The 18,507-nt window shown below is 65.1% G+C and carries 16 protein-coding genes; 9 read left to right on the top strand and 7 right to left on the bottom strand.

Translation table 11 applies throughout. The annotated features are described in order from the left end of the window. Positions 1-173 precede the first annotated feature (173 nt). The gene (locus ASG57_RS22080; RefSeq protein WP_057197443.1) at positions 174-1,193 is read right to left on the bottom strand and encodes an SAM-dependent methyltransferase; all 1,020 of its coding nucleotides are present in this window, start codon (positions 1,191-1,193) and stop codon (positions 174-176) included. Between the two features lie 167 nt (positions 1,194-1,360). On the opposite strand from ASG57_RS22080, the gene ASG57_RS22075 reads away from it, so the two are divergent. The 3 genes from ASG57_RS22075 to ASG57_RS22065 all read left to right on the top strand — a co-directional run bounded on the left by ASG57_RS22075 (position 1,361) and on the right by ASG57_RS22065 (position 3,985). Then, positions 1,361-2,374 carry a flagellar motor protein MotA gene (locus tag ASG57_RS22075; protein WP_024337556.1) on the top strand — a complete coding sequence of 338 codons (1,014 nt, stop codon included), beginning with the start codon at positions 1,361-1,363 and terminating at the stop codon, positions 2,372-2,374. Between the two features lie 22 nt (positions 2,375-2,396). Further along, complete coding sequence (locus ASG57_RS22070) at positions 2,397-3,425, top strand: peptidoglycan -binding protein (protein ID WP_024337555.1); 1,029 nt, start codon at positions 2,397-2,399, stop codon at positions 3,423-3,425. Between the two features lie 119 nt (positions 3,426-3,544). Beyond that, complete coding sequence (locus ASG57_RS22065; protein ID WP_029673927.1) at positions 3,545-3,985, top strand: GNAT family N-acetyltransferase; 441 nt, start codon at positions 3,545-3,547, stop codon at positions 3,983-3,985. Between the two features lie 24 nt (positions 3,986-4,009). On the opposite strand, the gene ASG57_RS22060 is transcribed toward ASG57_RS22065, so the two are convergent. Beyond that, the gene (locus tag ASG57_RS22060) at positions 4,010-5,860 is read right to left on the bottom strand and encodes an ABC transporter ATP-binding protein/permease (protein WP_024337553.1); all 1,851 of its coding nucleotides are present in this window, start codon (positions 5,858-5,860) and stop codon (positions 4,010-4,012) included. 199 nt (positions 5,861-6,059) lie between these two features. Here ASG57_RS22060 and rpmE point away from each other — a divergent pair, with 199 nt between their 5' ends. Continuing rightward, complete coding sequence (gene rpmE, locus ASG57_RS22055; RefSeq protein WP_024337552.1) at positions 6,060-6,287, top strand: 50S ribosomal protein L31; 228 nt, start codon at positions 6,060-6,062, stop codon at positions 6,285-6,287. Positions 6,288-6,486: 199 nt separating this feature from the next. On the opposite strand, the gene rcdA is transcribed toward rpmE, so the two are convergent. Beyond that, a complete protein-coding gene (gene rcdA / locus ASG57_RS22050) occupies positions 6,487-6,996 on the bottom strand; it encodes a protease adaptor protein RcdA (RefSeq protein ID WP_024337551.1) in 510 nt (169 codons plus the stop codon). Between the two features lie 541 nt (positions 6,997-7,537). Then, positions 7,538-7,729: a DUF1192 domain-containing protein gene (locus ASG57_RS22045; protein ID WP_024337550.1), complete on the bottom strand. Its 192-nt coding sequence runs from the start codon at positions 7,727-7,729 to the stop codon at positions 7,538-7,540. Positions 7,730-7,842: 113 nt separating this feature from the next. Here ASG57_RS22045 and ASG57_RS22040 point away from each other — a divergent pair, with 113 nt between their 5' ends. After that, entirely contained in the window at positions 7,843-8,841 is a 999-nt protein-coding gene (locus ASG57_RS22040) for an NAD(P)H-quinone oxidoreductase (protein ID WP_057197441.1), read from the top strand. A gap of 154 nt (positions 8,842-8,995) precedes the next feature. Next, complete coding sequence (locus ASG57_RS22035) at positions 8,996-11,872, top strand: EAL domain-containing protein (RefSeq protein WP_024337548.1); 2,877 nt, start codon at positions 8,996-8,998, stop codon at positions 11,870-11,872. Here ASG57_RS22035 and ASG57_RS22030 read toward each other — a convergent pair. Together ASG57_RS22030 and ASG57_RS22025 are read right to left on the bottom strand one after the other, a co-directional pair. Continuing rightward, positions 11,869-12,117: a hypothetical protein gene (locus ASG57_RS22030; protein ID WP_057197439.1), complete on the bottom strand. Its 249-nt coding sequence runs from the start codon at positions 12,115-12,117 to the stop codon at positions 11,869-11,871. The genes ASG57_RS22035 and ASG57_RS22030 overlap by 4 nt on opposite strands. A gap of 11 nt (positions 12,118-12,128) precedes the next feature. Further along, entirely contained in the window at positions 12,129-12,389 is a 261-nt protein-coding gene (locus ASG57_RS22025) for a DUF7662 domain-containing protein (RefSeq protein ID WP_024337546.1), read from the bottom strand. Between the two features lie 132 nt (positions 12,390-12,521). Between ASG57_RS22025 and ASG57_RS22020 the strand changes: the two genes are divergently transcribed. Further along, positions 12,522-14,018 carry a sensor domain-containing diguanylate cyclase gene (locus ASG57_RS22020; protein ID WP_024337545.1) on the top strand — a complete coding sequence of 499 codons (1,497 nt, stop codon included), beginning with the start codon at positions 12,522-12,524 and terminating at the stop codon, positions 14,016-14,018. Positions 14,019-14,139: 121 nt separating this feature from the next. Here the strand turns inward: ASG57_RS22020 and ASG57_RS22015 are convergent, their stop codons facing one another. Beyond that, positions 14,140-15,015, bottom strand: a complete 876-nt coding sequence (locus ASG57_RS22015; protein WP_024337544.1) for a UTP--glucose-1-phosphate uridylyltransferase — start codon at positions 15,013-15,015, stop codon at positions 14,140-14,142. Positions 15,016-15,218: 203 nt separating this feature from the next. Here ASG57_RS22015 and ASG57_RS22010 point away from each other — a divergent pair, with 203 nt between their 5' ends. Continuing rightward, positions 15,219-16,607, top strand: coding sequence for a lytic murein transglycosylase (locus ASG57_RS22010; RefSeq protein WP_200948577.1), 1,389 nt, complete (start codon positions 15,219-15,221; stop codon positions 16,605-16,607). A gap of 171 nt (positions 16,608-16,778) precedes the next feature. After that, positions 16,779-18,506, top strand: a complete 1,728-nt coding sequence (locus ASG57_RS22005) for an SGNH/GDSL hydrolase family protein (RefSeq protein ID WP_057197437.1) — start codon at positions 16,779-16,781, stop codon at positions 18,504-18,506. Position 18,507: the final 1 nt, after the last annotated feature.

Raw genomic sequence — 18,507 nt, 5'->3', positions numbered from 1 at the left:
GCCTCTCTGCGGCGGCCGGTACCTTCAAAATAGAATGGACTTGCTGCGACGCAACGCGTATCGCGGGCGGCTCATTGTCACACGACGCAAGTCATTGAAATCACGAAGGTTTGGCCAAGTCACTCGATTGTGAGTCCAGTTCCATCGCCGCGTGCTGCGACGGAACATCGCAATCAGTCGGCGGCTTTCATCCGATAGTGGCTGATTCCCCATTCAGTTCCCCCAGCATAGCCGAACAAGCCTGATGTCGCGAGAAGGAACCACCGCCAGCGACGCATCAACCGGGCGGTCTCCTCGCCATAGACCCTGCGCAGGCACACCTCGATCGCGCCGCGACGCGCATCGAAATTGGCGAGCCAGTCGTTGGCGGTGCGCTGATAGTGCGTACCGCTCCAGCACCATTCCTTCTCGATCGCAAAGATGTCGTCGAATTGCCTGACGAGATGATGGCTCGGCATCAGCCCGCCCGTGAAGACATGCTGCGCGATCCCGCCGTCGCGATCGGACCGGTCGAACAGATCGGACCCGGTGCGATGGGTTGCGATGTGCATCAAGAAGCGCCCGTCGGGCGCGAGCCATGAGCGCAAGCGCGTCAGCAGCTTACGCCAGTTCATCATCCGCTCGAACGTCTCCACCGAGACGATGCGGTCGAATTGGCCGTTGGGCGCGAACACGTTCATGTCCGCCGCAACCACACGCAGGTTCAGCAAACCGCGCTGCTCTGCCTGCTCCTCGACATACGCGCGCTGCGCCTGCGAGGTCGCTACCGCCGTCACCTTGGCGTGCGGAAACTGCCGGGCCATCCAAAGCGACAAGGAGCCCCAGCCGCAGCCGAGCTCCAGGATGGTCTGCCCGTCGGCGAGACCGGCATGCTCGACGGTCTGGCGCAGCGCCTCCTCCTCGGCTTCCTGCAGGGTGGTCGCAGTGGTCTTGTAGAAGCCGCAGGAGTACTTCCGGTTCGGGCCGAGCACCTCCGCGGAGAGGGCCACGGGCACATCGTTACGCCCGGCCTCCGGTTGCTCGGCGATCGGCCGCAGCATCATCCGGCCGGCAAAGGCGGCATCGGCGGCGGCGTCATGGCCGGCAAGGCGCATGGCGGTGCGGGAGCACAGCCGCTGGATCGCGGCGCGCATCACCACATCCGGTAGCGGCACGCGTTCGGCAGTCCCGATGATCGCGGAAACGACGCTCATGCGGCCCCAGAATGTCGAGCTTGCAGTCACCTGCTTATCAAAGCGCCGCTTCCGGCCCGGGTTCCGAGGGGCTGTCCCCGAAATCGGCGCATCCGGCGCTTTTTTTGGGCTGGCGCTGTGCCATAGTGCGCACTGCAAGCAAGCTTACGTAACGGATGATACCGGCCATGCCGTCTGGCACTTCCCGCTCCACCATGGATATCGAGTACACCAAGCTGTCCTCGCCCAGCGTCTTCCTGGTGCGGATGCTGGTCTTCCTGGTGCTCTGCGCGCTGGTAAGCGTGGTGCTCTACAAACAGATTATCCAGGCCTTCTTCGCCAATCCCGGGCTCAACGCCCTGATCGGGGCCGTGCTGTTCATCGGCATCGTGCTGGCCTTCCGCCAGGTCATCCGGCTCTATCCCGAGGTCTCCTGGGTCAACAATTTCCGCATCGCCGATCCGGGCCTTGCGCCGGCCCGGCACCCAAAACTGCTGGCGCCGATGGCGGCCATCCTCGGCGGCGAGCGCTCTGGGCGGATGACGATCACCCAGACCACGATGCGGCATCTGCTCGATTCCATCGCGACGCGCCTGGACGAGGCCCGCGACATCTCGCGGTACATGACCGGCCTCCTGGTCTTCCTCGGCCTGCTCGGCACCTTCTGGGGTCTGATCGAGACGGTCGGCTCGGTCGGCAAGGTCATCGACGGGCTCAAGGTCGGGGGCGATTCCGGGGCGCTGTTCGACACGCTGAAGGAGGGCCTCGCCGCCCCGCTCGGCGGCATGGGCATCTCGTTCTCCAGCTCCCTGTTCGGACTTGCCGGCTCGCTGGTCCTCGGTTTCCTCGACCTGCAGTCGAGCCAGGCGCAGAACCGCTTCTACACCGACCTCGAAGACTGGCTTGCCACCACCGTGCGCGAATATGGCGGCAGCGAGGTGCCTGCCGCCTCCGGCGGGGGCGTCGCCAGCGGCGAGCTCCAGGCCGCGGTGGAGCGGCTGCGCTCGGTGCTGGAAGAAGGCAGCGGCAGCCGCGGCACCACGGCGGCGATGGCGAGCCTTGCCGAAGCGATCCAGGCGCTGGTCTCGCACATGCGCACCGAGCAGCAGATGATCCGCGAATGGGCCGACGGTCAGGGCGAGCAGAACCGCGAGATCCGGCGCCTGCTGGAGCGGATCGCGCGCCAGCCTGAGAAGAGTTAGCAGCTAGACGAAAGAAGCGACCATGGCTCTTGCCCGCGCCCGCCGCAGCGAAGGCGGCCTCAATTACTGGCCCGGCTTCGTCGATGCGCTGTCGACGCTGGTTCTATCGATCGTATTCCTGCTGTCCGTGTTCCTGGTCGTGCAGTTCTTCCTGTCGCAGGAGGTCACCGGCAAGGACAAGGCGCTGGAGCAGCTTAATGCCAAGATCGCCCAGCTCAACGAGCTGCTCTCGCTCGAGAAGCTGGGCAAGCTTACGCTCGACGACCAGGTCTCGCAGCTGAAAGCCGGCCTCGCCTCGGCCGAGAGCGAGCGCGACCGCATCAAGGGTCTCTACGATGGCCTCGCCGCCGCCGGGAACGACGCGCAAGGCAAGACGGCGGAGCTCGGCAAGGCGCTGGACTCGGAGAAGGCGGTCTCGGCACGGGCACTTGCCCAGATCGAGGTGCTGAACCAGCAGATCAGTGCGCTCAGGCGGCAATTGGCGGCGCTGGAAGAAGCGCTCGATGCCTCCGAGAAGCGGGACAAGGAATCGCAGAACCGGATCGCCGATCTGGGATCGCGCCTCAACGTCGCCCTGGCGCAGCGCGTGCAGGAATTATCGCGCTACCGCTCCGAATTCTTCGGCCGCCTGCGTGCCATCCTCGGCAACCGCCCCGACATCCGTATCGTTGGCGACCGTTTCGTGTTCCAGTCCGAAGTCTTCTTCGACACCGGACAGGCGATGCTGCTGCCCGAGGGCCGCGCCGAGCTCGACACGCTGGCGGCCGCGCTGATCGAGCTCGACAAGAAGATCCCGAGCGAGATTCCCTGGGTGCTGCGAGTCGACGGCCACACCGACGTGCGGCCGGTGAGCGGCGCGAACTTCAAGTCGAACTGGGATCTGTCGGCGGCCCGCTCCATCTCGGTGGTGCAGTACCTGATCTCGCTCGGCGTGCCCGCCCAGCGCCTCGTCGCGGCCGGCTTCGGCGAATTCCAGCCGCTCGATCCCGGCAACAGCGAGGAAGCCTACAAGCGCAACCGCCGCATCGAGCTGAAGCTGACGGAGCGGTAGTGGCGTCAGATACATCCCGCTTCGTCATTGCCGGGCTTGACCCGGCAATCCATCAGGAGGGATTCTTTTCAAAATGAATGGATGGCCGGGTCAAGCCCGGCCATGACGAGTCAATCCCGATGATCCAACTCCGCCCCTATCGCTCTGAGGACGAGGCCGCCGCAATCGACCTTTGGCATCGCACCTGGCAGCAGGCCTACCCGCAGATCGACTTTGCGGCGCGGCTCGAATGGTGGCGCGGGCGCTGGCGCAAAGACCTGGTGCCGAAGGCCGCGATCGTGGTGGCAGAGCTTGACGGCGCGTTGATCGGTTTCGTCACCATCGATGGCGAAGGCTATCTCGACCAGCTCGTGGTTGATCCCGTCCATTGGGGAACAGACGCGGCAAGGCTGCTGGTGGACGAGGCCAAGCGGCTGTCAGCTTCAGGGGTCACGCTTCTCGTCAACAAGGACAATGCCCGCGCCATCCGCTTCTACGAGCGCAACGGCTTTGCCCATGCAGGCGACGATGTGAACCCGACCTCGGGCCGGCCGGTGCTGAAGATGGAATGGAAGCCGTAGGCTCCCTCTCCAACGCTGCCCGCCTCACGCCCCCTCGAACTGCAGCCTCGCCAGCCTCGCATAAAGCCCGTTCGCAGCGACGAGCTCGGCATGCGTGCCCTGCTCGACGATCTTGCCCTGGTCCATCACCAGGATGCGGTCGCAGGACAGCACGGTTGCAAGGCGATGCGCGATGACGAGCGTGGTACGGTGGCGCATCAGCTCTTCCAGAGCGGTCTGCACCAGCGTCTCGCTTTCGGCGTCCAGGGCGGAGGTGGCTTCATCAAGCAGCAGGAGCGGCGCATCGCGCAGGATGGCGCGGGCGATGGCGATGCGCTGACGCTGGCCGCCGGACAGCGTCACGCCGCGCTCGCCGAGCGCCGTCTCGAAACCTTCCGGCAGGCGGCGGATGAACTCGGCGGCGTGCGCGAGCTCGGCGGCGCGCTCGACCTCCGCATCGGTCGCATCGGGCCGGCCGAAGCGAATGTTCTCGCGGGCACTTGCCGCGAACACCACGGATTCCTGCGGCACCAGCGCGATGCGGGCGCGGAAATCGCGCGGATCGGCGGATTTGACCGGTACGCCGTCGAGCGAGATCGTTCCGCTGCGCGGATCGTAGAAGCGCAGCAAGAGATGAAAGATCGTGCTTTTGCCGGCGCCCGAGGGACCAACGATCGCGACCTTCTCGCCGGGGCGCACGGTGAACGACACGGCATCGAGCACCTTGACGTCGCGCCGCGCCGGATAGGCGAAGCTGACCTGCTCGAAACCGACCTCGCCGCGCGCCGGCACCGGCAGCGCAAGCGGCGCCGCGGGCGCGGTGATCTCGGGCTTCACGTGCAGGATCTCGAACAGGCGCTCGGCCGCGCCCGATGCCGCCGAGACCTCGCCCCAGACCTCGCTGAGCTGGCCGAGGCCGGCCGCGGCGAACACCGCGTAAAGCACGAACTGACCGAGCCGGCCCGGCGTGATCGCGCCGGAGAGCACGTCATGCGAGCCGATCCAGAGGATCGCGACCACGCTCGCGAACACGATGAAGATGATGATGGCCGTGAGCACGGCGCGGGCCTGGGTCGAGGTGCGCGCGGCCTCATAGGCCTGTTCCACCTCGCCACCGAAACGCTTCTGGGCAAATTGCTCGCTGGTATAGGCCTGCACGGTTCGGATCGCGCCGACCAGTTCGCCGGCATAGGCGGAGGCGTCGGCGAGGGTGTCCTGCGCATTGCGCGAGAGGCGGCGTACCCAGCGCCCGAAGGCGACCAGCGGCAGCACGATGAGAGGAATGGCCAGCAGCACGAAACCAGAAAGTTTCGGGCTCGTGATCACCATCATCGCGGCGGCGCCCAAAAACATCATGAGGTTGCGCAGCGCGATCGACACGGAGGCGCCGACCGCCGATTTGAGCTGGGTGGTGTCGGCAGTGAGCCGCGAGATCAGCTCGCCGCTGCGCGCCGAATCGAAGAAGGCGGGCGACAGCGACAGCAGATGGCCGAAGACGTCGCGCCTGAGGTCGGCGACGATGCGCTCGCCGATCGTCATCACGAGGTAGTAGCGCGCCGCGCTCGCGAGCGCGAGCACGGCGACCACCGCCAGCATCACCGAAAAATAGCTGTTGATCAGCTCGATGCCCTCGGGCGTCAGGCCGAAATCGATCATGCGGCGCACCGCGATCGGCACCAGCAGCGTGGTCAGCGCGGCAACCGTGAGCGCGACGAAGGCCAGCGCCGCCCGGCCGCGATAGCGGCTCACATAGGGCGCGAGCGCCAGCAACGGCCGGAGCTTTGCGCGTCCCTTCGCCGGCTGCTCGATCAGCTCATCCTCGATCGATGGCGTGTCCGCGACGTTCATTTCGGGCCGATCGACATATTGGTCATCAAGCCGTTCCACTGCGCTCATGAGATTCGACCCGTTGCATGCGTTCGCTCCCAATTAGGCCGGTGCGCGGGTAGTGGCAAATCCGGGATGTCCCTTAGGGGCAAACCCCGCTTCAACAGGCCGGCACAGCTTGTTTTGCCTGATTTCGTGAGGTATAGAGCCGCCCAAATCCGTCATTCGCTAGCCACCCAAGAAGGCGCCGGAGCGCCGAGGAATTGCCATGAAAGCCGAGATTCATCCAGATTATCATACGATTAAAGTCGTCATGACCGACGGAACCGAGTACCTGACCCGCTCGACCTGGGGCAAGGAAGGCGACACGCTGAACCTCGATATCGACCCGAAGTCGCACCCGGCCTGGACCGGCGGCTCCGCGCAGATCATGGACCGCGGCGGCCGCGTCTCGCGCTTCCAGAAGAAGTTTTCGGGCTTTCTCAAAAAGGACTGAGCCGGCCGCAAGGCTGGAGACGAAAAACGCCCCTGAGGAAATCAGGGGCGTTTTTGTTTTGGGGCCAGCGTCATCGCGAGGAGCTCGCGACAAACTAAATTGCGGAGCAATTTGCGCTGATGCGGCGAAGCAATCCACACTTCCTCCGCAGAGGGATTTCCGGATTGCTTCGCGCGCTCGCAATGGCGACGGACAGACGCTACCGCTCGAACGCGGCCTTCAGCGCGTTGAGTTGCGGCACCAGAGGGTTGCCGATCGCTGCATGCTCGGTCGGCGGGGTGTGGATCGTGCTGTCGAGGCGGCGCACGCGGGTCTGCAGGCTCATCGAGCGATGGATCAGGTCCTGGAGCTGGGAGGGCAGCTTCTCGATGGTGTCGGCGGGACCGGGATCGGCGGCGGTGAGCTTGACCTTGGTCTTCTCGCGGTTGGCCTGGCTCAGCGTCATCTCGCCCTCCTTCACGGCGCGATGCAGCAGCAGCCACGAGGCGAGTTGCATCAGACGCGTGGTGAGGCGCATGCTCTCTGTCGCGTAGGTCAGGCTGACGGCGCGATCGAGCGCCTTGGCTTCGATGCGGCCGGCGCCGTCGAGATAGGCAGCGGTTTCCTCGACGAGGTCCATGCCCTCACGGAACAGGTTGCCGAAGGCTGCAGAGTTGGTGAACCGCTCGCTGAGTTGAACGAGAGCGCCGTCGGCCTGCAAACGTTCCATGGTTAACGCCTCTTACGCAACTGTTTGACTGTCCGGCTTTGGCGCCGGCTTATGATAAACAAATCATTGCGCGAGCGGGACGCGGAGTCCAGTGACAAGCGCAGATATGGTTTCCGCGGGTCGCTCCCCGGGAATTCAACCGCAACGAGATGCAAAAACGCAAAAAAGAGCCGCCGGAAGACCGGCGGCTTTGAAAGTTGATAACAGGGAGGCGTCAAACAGAGTGGACAGGAGCCACTCGGTGTCCAAACGAGGACAGTTCCAGTCATAAACCCGAAAGCTTAATTCGAAGTAAACGAGCAAATTTTTTGAGACTTCGTTAGCCATGTCGGCCAGTGGCCGAGCCGAGGTCTTGCGCTCCAACGCAGTGCGGCACGAACGCTATCACTGTCATTCCGGGGCGCGACGACGTCGCGAGCCCGGAATCCATAATCACGAGTGGATGCAGCGGCCCGCCTTGTCAGGTGCCCGTTTCGATTTCCTGGGGTGATGGATTCCGGGCTCGGCGCCGACGCGCCGCCCCGGAATGACGGCGAAGAGATTACGACTTGAAAATACTGTTCGCCGCATCGCGTGAGGCGCGCTTCTTTGCGGCCGCTTCTTCCAGTCGTGCGATCTCGGTCTTGAGCAGCATGACGCGTTCGGTCAGTTCCTCGACTGACAACAGCGAGAGATCTTGACCGATTTCATGGCTGATCTTCTTGCGCGGGCGGTCGTCGTCTTCGATCGGCATCCTCGTTCCTCCTGCGTTCGCGCCGGACCATGACCGAGGCGGTTGCCAGCTTGGATGGCGCTGGCTAAGCAAGGGCCTCGCTTTCATCCCGCACCTTTGCCCAAGGACACATCATGGACAAGCTGCCCGCGCAAATGACCGTGGTCGCCATCTCCAAGCCCGGCGGACCGGAGGTGCTGGTGCCGGAACAACGGGCGCTGCCGCAGCCCGGTCCCGACGAAATCCTGGTCAAGGTCGAGGCTGCCGGCGTCAACCGGCCCGACGTGGCGCAGCGCTCCGGTGCCTATCCGCCGCCGCCCGGCGCCAGCGACTTGCCAGGCCTGGAGATTGCGGGCGAAGTGGTCGCGGTCGGCAGCAATGCCAAGCGGCACAAGATCGGCGACAAGGTGATGTCGCTGGTCGCCGGCGGCGGCTATGCGCAGTACTGCATCGCCCAGGATGCCCAGGCGATGAGCGTGCCGCCGGCACTGTCCATCAAGGAGGCCGGCGCGCTGCCGGAAACCCTGATGACGGTCTGGCACAACGTGTTCGAGCGCGGCGGCCTCAAGGCCGGCGAGACGCTGCTGATCCATGGCGGCTCCTCCGGCATCGGCACCATGGCGATCCAGCTTGCCAAGGCATTCGGCGCGAAGGTGTTCGTCACGGTGGGATCGCAGGACAAGATCGACGCCTGCCTCAAGCTGGGTGCCGACCGCGCCATCAATTACAAGACCGAGGATTTCGTCGCCGTGGTCAAGGCTGAGACCAACAACGTTGGTGTCAACCTGATCCTCGACATGGTCGCCGGCGACTATGTCGATCGCAACTATGATGCTGCGGCGGTCGACGGCCGCATCGTCCAGATCGCGACCCTCAACGGCCCGAAGGTCAGCGTCAACATCGCCAAGGTGATGGTCAAGCGCCTGACCCATACCGGCTCGACTCTGCGCCCCCGTAGTAATGCGGACAAGGCGGCGATGGTGGCTGCGATCGAAGAGAAAGTGATGCCGCTTTTGCGCGAAGGCCGCATCAAGCCGGTCATGGACAGCACTTTCCCGCTGGAAAAGGCGGCGGATGCTCACCGGCGCATGGAGACGAGCGCACATATTGGCAAAATTGTGTTGGAGGTCTAGGCCATCGGCCCAGCGGGCAGGGTGGAAACCCTTTGATTTCCCTCGCTTTCGTGGCATCTATCGCGACGCACCGGACCACTTCCGTCCCGGTCCGATATCGCCTTTTAGATTCGCCTTGCACTGAAGAGTTTGCGTCGAACGCGGAGAACTGGCCTTGCGTCTGATCAGGTGCCTCGCGCCCATCGCGCTGGGCCTCATGATTCTTGTCGCCGCGTATCCCGCGCGCGCGCTCGACGCCGTCAGCGTCCGTAGCGACGCGCCCGCGATCGACCTCACCGGCGTGCTCGAGCATCAGCGCAGCGATGCCGACCGCATCCAGGTCTCCACCGCGCCCGGCACCGACGGCATCGTCCGCCGCATCGAGGTGCGCGCGCGCGAAGGCGGGCAGAACTGGGTGGTGTTCGCGCTCGCCAACAACACCGACGACCAGCTCGACCGCCTGATCGTCGCACCGCACTATCGCATCGTCTCCTCCGGGCTGCTGTGGCCCGACCTCGGCCTGTCGCGCATCGCGACCATCACGCCCTCGATCGGCGATCGGCCGGAACGTCAGGAAAGCGCCACCGCGGACGTGTTCCGCATCACGCTCGACCCCGGCGCCGTCGTCACCTTCGTCGCGGAGCTGCGCACCGACAAGCTGCCACAGCTTTATCTGTGGGAGCCGGAAGCCTACAAGGACAAGGTCAACTCGTTCACGCTCTACCAGGGCATCGTGATCGGCATCTCTGGCTTGCTCGCGCTGGTGCTGACCATCCTGTTCGTGGTGAAGGGCAGCATCATGTTCCCGGCCGCCGCAGCGCTGGCCTGGGCGGTGCTGGTCTATATCGGCGTCGATTTCGGCTTCTGGGGCAAAGTGCTCGACATGTCGAACAACGCCGAGCGCATCTGGCGCGCGGCGGGCGAAGCGATCCTGGCGGCAACGCTGCTCGTGTTCCTGTTCGCATATCTCAATCTCAGCCGCTGGCACGTGCGCTATTCGCACATCACGATCGGCTGGCTCGCCTTTCTCGGCTCGCTGGTGGCGCTCGCGCTGTTCGATCCGGCGGTGGCCTCCGGCATCGCGCGTATTTCGCTGGTGCTAATCGCCTTCGCCGGCTTCGCGCTGATCGTCTATCTCTCCACCCACGGCTTCGACCGTGCGGTGCTCTTGATCCCGACCTGGTTCCTCCTGGTGGTCTGGGTGGCCGCCGCCGGCATGACGGTGGCCGGCTCCGTCACCAACGACATCGTCGGCCCGGCCCTGCTCGGCGGCCTCGTGCTGATCGTGATGCTGATCGGATTCACCGTGATGCAGCACGCTTTCGCCGGCGGCGGCGCCACCACCGGCATCGTCTCCGACATCGAGCGCCGGGCGCTGGCGCTGGCCGGCTCCGGCGATCTGATCTGGGACTGGGACGTGTCTGCCGATAAGGTCTTCACCAGCCCCGAGACCGAAGCCCTGCTTGGACTGAAGCGCGGCACGCTCGAAGGTCCTGCAGCCTCATGGCTCGAGGTGCTGCATCCGCTCGACCAGGACCGTTTCCGCGCCGCGCTCGACAGCGTGCTCGACCAGCGCCGCGGCCGGCTGGTGCAGGATTTCCGCCTGCGCACGCCGGACGGTCATTTCATGTGGTTCGCACTGAAGGCCCGGCCCGTGGTCGGCTCGGACGGCGAGGTCTCGCGCGTCGTCGGCACGCTCACCGACGTCACGGAATTGCGCAACGCCGAGGAGCGCCTGCTGCACGATTCCGTGCACGACAACCTCACCGGCCTGCCCAACCGCAAGCTGTTCATGGACCGGTTGGGTGCCGTCGCCAACTTCGCCAAGACCATGCCGACGCTGCGGCCGACGCTGATGGTGATCGACCTCGACCGTTTCAAGCAGGTCAACGATTCCGTCGGCATTGCGGTCGGCGATTCCATTCTGCTGACGCTGGCCCGCCGCCTCACCCGCATCCTGAAGCCGCAGGACACGCTGGCCCGGATGGCCGGCGACCAGTTCGGCCTGATCCTGCTCTCGGAGCAGGACCCGGCGCGCATCACCGCCTTCGCCGAGACCATCCGCAAGACCATCCGCGCGCCGATCGCCTTCAACGACCGGGAGATCTTCCTCACCGCCTCGATCGGCCTCGCGCTCTCCGATCCCCAGGTTCAGCTGACGGACGAGATCATCAAGGACGCCGAGCTGGCGATGTATCATTCCAAGCGGATCGGCGGCGACCGCATCGACGTCTACAAGCCCGCGATGCGCGCGCGGAAGACCGATCGCCTGACCCTGGAGAGCGAGCTGCGCCGGGCCATCGAGCGGCAGGAGATCACCATCCTGTACCAGCCGATCGTGCGGCTGGAGGATCGCTCGATCGCCGGCTTCGAGGCCCTGGCGCGCTGGGATCATCCGAAGCTCGGGCGCATGGCACCGTCGGAATTCATCACCATCGCCGAAGAGACCGGCCTGATCGTCGACCTCGGCATGTTCGTGCTCGACCAGACCGCCAAGCAGCTCTCGATCTGGCAACGCGCGATGCGCTCGCGCGACCCGATCTTCGCCTCGGTCAACGTCTCTTCGCGGCAATTGCTGCGCCACGACCTGATCCACGACATCCGTACCGTGCTGTCGCGCTCCTCGGTTGCGCGCGGCACGCTGAAGCTCGAATTGACGGAATCGCTGGTGATGGAGAATCCGGAGCACGCCGCGCAGATGCTGACGCGAATCCGCGAGCTCGGCACGGGGCTGTCGCTCGACGATTTCGGCACCGGCCATTCCTCGCTGGCCTATCTGCAGCGCTTCCCGTTCGACACCATCAAGATCGACCAGTCCTTCGTGCGCACCACCAGCCGCGGCACCCGCCCGGTGATCCTGAAATCGATCATCGCGCTCGCGCACGATCTTGGAATGGACGTGGTGGCGGAAGGCGCCGAGACCGATTCCGACGCCGTCGAGCTCTACCAGATGGGCTGCGAATACGCGCAAGGTTTCGCTTTTGGCGAGCCGATGGACGCCGATGCCGCGATGCGCCTGCTGACGGAAGTGCGGCTCGAAGCGGCGAGCTAGCTCTGTCTGCGCCGCAGACTCATCAGCAGTCCAAGCCCCAGCAGCAGCGAGACCACCGCAAGACCGCCCCACACCAACCCCGCTTGCTCGAGGTAGACGTCCTGCGAGACCGGGTCGTAGCACCGGCCGAGTTCGTTGAAGCAGTCGCGCCAACGCCAATAGCGGAATTCGAAGGCGAGCGCTGACAGCATGCCCAACCCGATCAGCGCTGCGCCAAGGATCCCACCAAGCCAGCGCAGGATCATGCGGCGCGGCCTCACCGCTTCTTCGACTTCTGCTTCCTGAACCTCACGCTCTCGCCATCGGGCATGCGCGTCGCCACGAAGCCCGCGGCAAGGCACGCTTCGCGTTGCGGCATCTGGATGTCGGGGCTGCGCAGGCTGTCCCACCAGGAGGCGCGCTGCGCCGCGCGCGGCAGCGCCGCGCCGATGATCTCCTCGATCTGCTCGAAGCTCAGCACAAACTCCTCCTGCTTCTGCCGCAGCAGATAGTCGCGCAACGCGAGATAGTCGTTCACGATTGTCCTCTCACATCAGCTGCTCAAAACCGTGCGTCGCATAAACCGATTCTTAACTCATTGCGGCAGCGCCGTCCTACCTTAAACACTACTCAAGCTTTCGGGCGCATCCACTATGTCCGGGAGCAAACGATGCTGTCTGGATGGCGCGACGTCATGGCCCGCCAGCCGTGGCGGATTTCAGCGAAACTGCTGATCATATCGTCCGTGGTGACGGTGATCGGCTTTTCCGCCATTTGCGTCAACGTCATGCTCGACATGCGCCGGGGCGAGGAGGCGCTCGCCCGCCAGACGCTGGAGAACCTCGCGACCACCATCGAATCCGACGTGAACCGGAACGTCGAGATCTACGACCTGTCGCTGAAGGCGGTCGCCAGCAACATGCTGCTGCCCGAGCTCGCGACTGTTTCCAAGACGATCCGCCACCTGATCCTGTTCGACCATGCGACGACGGCCAAGCATTTCGGTGCCATTCAGGTCTTCGATGCCGAGGGCCGGCTGACCATCGACGCGTCCACGCTCGATCCCCTCGCCGAGAATCGGAGCGAGGAGGACTATTTCAGGGTGCATCGCGACAATCCGGGCGCCGGGCTCTTCATCAGCCGCCCGATGCTGTTTCGCGGTGCCTACTCGATCGTGCTGAGCCGCCGCATCAGCGATACCGACGGCGGCTTTCTCGGCGTCGTCGCCGGCTCGATCCGCTTCAGCTACTTCCACGAATTGTTCGAGCGTCTGAACCTCGACCCTGAAGACACCATCACGGTGCTCAAGCGCGATCGCACCATCATGATGCGGCGGCCGTTCGATCTCGACATCATCGGCACGAACCTGAACGACCGCCGAACCTGGAGAGCGGACAATCTCCGGGCCGGCGACTCCTATTCGGGACAGGGCCCGGTCGATCCGACGCCGCGGCTCTACGTCCGCAGCGGCGGCAGCGGACCGCTGTTCGTGGTGGCGGGCAAGCCTCTGGCCGCAGTATTCGAACTCTGGCAGAAAGAAGCCTACCGCATCGGCGCAGTTGTGCTGGCGCTCGCGCTGTTCGTGCTGGCATCGACGCTCGTGCTCGCGCGCGAGATCGGCAGGCGCGCCGAGGCCGAGCGAAAGCTCGAGGAGATGGCGACGACGGACGCACTCACCGGCCTGAAGAACCGCCGCAAGTTCGATTCCGTCATCGACACTGAATGGCGGCGCGCGATGCGCCAGAAGGTTCCGATCGCGCTGCTGATGATCGATGCCGATCACTTCAAGGCCTACAACGACACGTTCGGCCACCAGGCCGGCGACCAGGTGCTGGTCGGCATCGCCATCTGCATTTCCGATTCGGTGAGCCGCGCCGGCGACTGCGCCGCGCGCTACGGCGGCGAGGAATTCGCCGTACTGCTGCCGAACATGTCGGCCACCAACGCCTTCAAGGTCGCCGAGACCATCCGTCTCAAGGTGCAGGGCTGGTCCGACGATCAGGCAATGTCGACCGTCTCCTGCGGTATCGCAAGCCTCGTTCCCGATGCGGGTATGGATTGGCCGGTCCTGGTTGCCGCCGCCGACAAGGCGCTCTATGCCGCCAAGGCGGGCGGGCGTAATCAGTCGGTGGTGGCGAGCCTGCCGCAGCTGTCGCTGGTGGCGTGAAGAACTCTCTCGCCCTCGTCATTGCGAGCCAAGCGAAACAATCCAGATCGTCTCCGCGGAGGTAGCCTGGATTGCTTCGTCGCTTCGCTCCTCGCAATGACGAGTGGAGAGATAACGCTCGCTACTGCCCTAGATATTTCTTCATCTCCGCGATCAGCCCGTCGCGCAATTCCGGGCGCTTCATGCCGTAGGCGATGTTGGCGCGCAGGAAGCCGGGCTTGGAACCGCAATCGTGGCGCTCGCCTTCGAACTCGACCCCGTAGAACTTCTGCGACTTGGCAAGCCCGATCATCGCGTCGGTCAATTGGATCTCGCCGCCGGCGCCGCGCTCCTGGGTCTCCAGGATCTTGAAGATCTCCGGCTGCAGGATGTAGCGGCCGGTGATCGAGAGATTGGAAGGCGCGGTGCCCTTGGCCGGCTTCTCGACCATGCCGTCGACCTCGAACATCTTCCCGTTGCGCTTGCCGACGCCGCAGATGCCATATTGATGGGTCAGGTGATCGGGCACCGCCTCGACCGCGACCAGATTGGATTTCTCGCCGAGCGAGGCCGCCATCTCGATCATCTGCTTCAGGCAGCCGGGCGTGTTGAGCACGAGCTCGTCCGGCAGCACGACGGCGAACGGCTCGTTGCCGACGATGTCGCGCGCGCACCAGACCGCGTGGCCGAGGCCGAGCGGCGCCTGCTGGCGGGTGAAGCTGACGGCGCCGGCTTCGGGCTGGTTCTGGGCCAGGATGTCCTGCTCCGCCTTTTTGCCGCGCGCGGCCAGCGTCGTGTCGAGCTCGAACATCCGGTCGAAATGGTCCTCGATGACGTTCTTGTTACGGCCCGTGACGAAGACGAAATGCTCGATGCCGGCCTCCCTCGCCTCATCATAGACGTATTGGATCAGCGGCTTGTCGACGATGGTCAGCATTTCCTTCGGCATTGCCTTGGTGGCGGGCAGGACGCGGGTGCCGAGGCCGGCGACTGGGAATACGGCTTTGCGAATCTTCATGTGATTGATCGAATACCTGGGAGCACATGGGAACGGAGCAATGCACCTTGCTAGCCTGTTTGCAGCCGCCAACAAAGGCGGATGTGGGGCCTCGCCCCGACAGACTTAAGAAAAAGGCCGTCACCAAAATTTCACCTTTGTTAAGTTATTGGCAACGCTAACCAGGCCTCCTGTGGCGGATTTCTCGGGCCGACGGGTGGGACATGATGCAATCAGTGGCAGCGCGGGCAGGCTTTGTGGCCGGAGCAACGATGATCGCGGCGGCCTTGCTGCTGCCGGCCAGCGCGCACGCCCAGGCGCAGAACGGCCTGTCCAATCTGTTCGGCGGCATCTTCTCGGGGCCCAACCCCGCTCCGTCACAAGCAGCGCCGAGCCCCGGCGGCTCACAGACCGGACCGTTGCCTTGGAGCGGCGAGGATGGCGCCTCCGGCCACCCGCTGATGACGGCCGCCGCGATCCGCGAGGCAGCCGGCAATTTCAGCAATTGCGTCGCGGCGATGTGGCCCGATGCTGCACGGCGTGGCATCACGCAGGACAACTTTCAGCGCTTCACCGCGGGGCTCTCGCCTGACCTGCGCATCATGGACCTCATGGACTCGCAGCCGGAGTTCACCAAGTCGATCTGGAACTATCTCGACATTCTCGTGAACGACAACCGTCTCGCCAAGGGCCGCGAGATCCTCGCCACGTACAAGGCGCAGTTCGACGCGACCGAAAGGGCCACCGGCGTCGACCGCTACATCATCGCCTCGATCTGGGGAATCGAGTCCAATTATTCGACGCAGATGGGTGATCGCAGCGTGCTGCAATCGACCGCGACACTCGCCTGCGTCGGCCGGCGCCAAGCCTATTTCAAGGACGAGTTCCTGTCCGCGCTGGAGATCCTCAATCGCGGCGATCTCAGGCCGGAGCAGCTGCGCGGCTCCTGGGCCGGCGCCTTCGGCCCGACGCAGTTCATGCCGACCGCCTTCAAGCGGTTCGCGGTGGATGGGGATGGCGACGGCAGGCGCGACGTCGTCGACAATCCCGCCGACCTGATTGCATCGACCGCCAACAATCTCAAGAAGGACGGCTGGCAGTCGGGCCAAACCTGGGGCTACGAGGTCGTGGTGCCCCGGGGCTTCAACTACATGCTGGCCGACCGCTCCAAGGCGATGCCGATCGCGCACTGGGAAAAGCTCGGGCTCAAGCGGGCGACAGGCCAGCCCTTCCCACATCCCTCGCAGAAGGCTTACCTGCTGGCGCCGGCCGGCGCCCAAGGGCCGGGCTTCCTGATGCTGCAGAACTACCGCGTCATCATGAAGTACAACCCGGCCGAGGCCTATGCGCTGGCGATCGGCCATTTCGCCGACCGCTTGCGCGGCGGGCAACCCTTCGTGCAGCCTTGGCCCCGCCAGGAGCGGGAGCTGTCGCGCACCGAGCGGCTGGAACTGCAGCAGCTCCTGGCGCAGCGCGGCTTCTACAAGGGCACCCCGGACGGGCAGTTCGGCGGCCAGACCCGTGAGGCGTTGCGCCACTTCCAGGCCTCGATCGGGGCGCCCGCGGACGGATTCGCTTCATCCGACATGCTGGACCGGCTCCGCGGGCGGTAAAATCGCGCGGAAAGTAACCCTGAACCGGATTTTCGGCAGGCCGGCTTGACGCCGCCAGCCGTTCTCCGGTGCATGGCAGAAGAATCCGCAAGAGAATCTGCCCGCTTGGCGCCTGATTCCGTTATTATATCGAGCTAAATTCGATCCCCCATTGCGCGTGCCCGAGATCGCATGTCGAAGAAGTCCCTGTTCAAGGCGCTGACCGAGACCGGCCCGTTGATCGCGCTGGGGACGGCGCTTGCGATCCTGGTCTCGATCGCAGCGCCAGCCTCTGCGCAATTCTTCAACTTCCCGGGCTTCGGCGGACCGCCGCAGCGCGCGGCGCCACCGCCGCCGAGGGGCGGCGGAGGTGGTGGCGGCTGGTTCGGCGGAGATTTCTTCGCACCGTTCCAACAGCCGCCGCCGCAAGCACCGCGCCAGGACTTTTCGCGCGCGCCGGCGCCGGCCAAGCGGGACACCATTCCTGAGAAGAACGTGCTGGTGATCGGCGACGCCATGGCCGACTGGCTCGCCTATGGCCTGGAAGACGCCTACGTCGAGCAGCCCGACATGGGCGTGATCCGCAAGCACAGGACGAATTCGGGCCTGATCAAGTACCAGCCAAGGGGTGAACCCTCCGACTGGGCGGCCGCGGCGAAGGGTATCCTCGAGACCGAAAGGCCTGATGTCATTGTCGTCATGCTCGGGCTCAACGACCGCGCCGCAATCCGCGAGCCCGCAGCCGACAAACCGGACAAGGCCACGGAAAAGGATAAAGAGAAGGACAAGAAGCACGACAGAGCGGCGCGCGCCAAGCAGCCGGCCAAACCCGGCGAGACGAAGCCGGGCGCCGAGAGTGCCGCCAAGCCGGACGACAAGCCTGCCGATGCCGATCTGCCGCAGGACGACGCCGACAATGCCGATACGCCGGCCGCAGCGCCGGAGAAGACGGCGCGCAACCCCAACGGGCTCTACGAATTCCGCGACGACCGCTGGGTCGAACTCTACGGCAAGAAGATCGAGGAGCTCGCCAACATCCTCAAGTCGAAAGGCGTGCCGGTGCTCTGGGTCGGCCTGCCTGCAGTTCGCGGCCCCAAGGGCACCGCGGACACGCTGTTCCTGAATTCGCTCTATCGCGAAGGCGCGGCCAAGGCCGGGATCACCTATGTCGACGTGTGGGACGGCTTTGTCGACGAAGCGGGGCGCTTCCTTCAGAAGGGCCCGGACTTCGAGGGTCAGATCCGTCAGCTCCGTAGCTCGGACGGCGTCTATTTCACCAAGGCCGGCGCGCGCAAGCTCGCGCACTTTGTCGAGCGTGAGATTACGCGCCTGCTCGCGGGCCGCTCCGGCCCGATCGCGCTGCCGAGCGAGCCAGCCACTCCCGATACCAGCGCCGAGCCGGGCAAGCCCGCGCCCCGGCCGCTGGCCGGGCCGATCGTGCCGCTGGTCGCAGCCTCGATCTCGACCGATCAATTGCTTGGCGGTCCCGGGACGCGTCCCGCTGCCGTCGATGCGCTCGCTGCGAAGACCATGGTGAAGGGTGAGCCGCTTGCGGCGCCTGCCGGCCGCGCTGACGATTACGCCTGGCCGCGCCGGGAAGTCGGCCGGGAGCAGGCCAAGGGCGATGCGCCCATGGCCGCAACGACGCCGGAGGGCGGCCCAGCTCAGGGTCCGCCGGGAGCGGCCGCCGCGGTCGCGCCGCCGAAGCTCGCGCCGAAAAAGCCGCCGATGCCGCCGCAGCAGCCCCAGCAGCAGCCTGCACAGGCCTCACCGTCATTTCGGGATTTCTTCGGCTTCGGTTCTCCGCAACCTCCCCCGCGTCAATTCGCGCCGCCGCCGGGACTGCGCAATCCAGCGCAAAGCCCTCCGATCCCGCGTCCGCCTGGCAACGTCGGGCGATCGGCGGAGATGTTCCGGTAAT

The sequence above is a fragment of the Bradyrhizobium sp. Leaf396 genome (assembly GCF_001424605.1).
Lineage (GTDB): Bacteria > Pseudomonadota > Alphaproteobacteria > Rhizobiales > Xanthobacteraceae > Bradyrhizobium > Bradyrhizobium japonicum_C.
Note: the sequence above shows the minus strand (reverse complement) of the source record. Positions and strands in the feature narration are given on the sequence as shown.

Coding starts and splice junctions, on each gene's coding strand:
- ASG57_RS22030 (WP_057197439.1), bottom strand. CDS start 12,117: ATGATCCTGCGCTGGCTTGGTGGGATCCTTGGCGCAGCGCTGATCGGG.
- ASG57_RS22075 (WP_024337556.1), top strand. CDS start 1,361: ATGCCGTCTGGCACTTCCCGCTCCACCATGGATATCGAGTACACCAAG.
- rcdA (WP_024337551.1), bottom strand. CDS start 6,996: ATGGAACGTTTGCAGGCCGACGGCGCTCTCGTTCAACTCAGCGAGCGG.
- ASG57_RS22040 (WP_057197441.1), top strand. CDS start 7,843: ATGGACAAGCTGCCCGCGCAAATGACCGTGGTCGCCATCTCCAAGCCC.
- ASG57_RS22005 (WP_057197437.1), top strand. CDS start 16,779: ATGTCGAAGAAGTCCCTGTTCAAGGCGCTGACCGAGACCGGCCCGTTG.
- ASG57_RS22060 (WP_024337553.1), bottom strand. CDS start 5,860: ATGAGCGCAGTGGAACGGCTTGATGACCAATATGTCGATCGGCCCGAA.
- ASG57_RS22020 (WP_024337545.1), top strand. CDS start 12,522: ATGCTGTCTGGATGGCGCGACGTCATGGCCCGCCAGCCGTGGCGGATT.
- ASG57_RS22065 (WP_029673927.1), top strand. CDS start 3,545: ATGATCCAACTCCGCCCCTATCGCTCTGAGGACGAGGCCGCCGCAATC.
- ASG57_RS22015 (WP_024337544.1), bottom strand. CDS start 15,015: ATGAAGATTCGCAAAGCCGTATTCCCAGTCGCCGGCCTCGGCACCCGC.
- rpmE (WP_024337552.1), top strand. CDS start 6,060: ATGAAAGCCGAGATTCATCCAGATTATCATACGATTAAAGTCGTCATG.
- ASG57_RS22070 (WP_024337555.1), top strand. CDS start 2,397: ATGGCTCTTGCCCGCGCCCGCCGCAGCGAAGGCGGCCTCAATTACTGG.
- ASG57_RS22010 (WP_200948577.1), top strand. CDS start 15,219: ATGATGCAATCAGTGGCAGCGCGGGCAGGCTTTGTGGCCGGAGCAACG.
- ASG57_RS22045 (WP_024337550.1), bottom strand. CDS start 7,729: ATGCCGATCGAAGACGACGACCGCCCGCGCAAGAAGATCAGCCATGAA.
- ASG57_RS22080 (WP_057197443.1), bottom strand. CDS start 1,193: ATGAGCGTCGTTTCCGCGATCATCGGGACTGCCGAACGCGTGCCGCTA.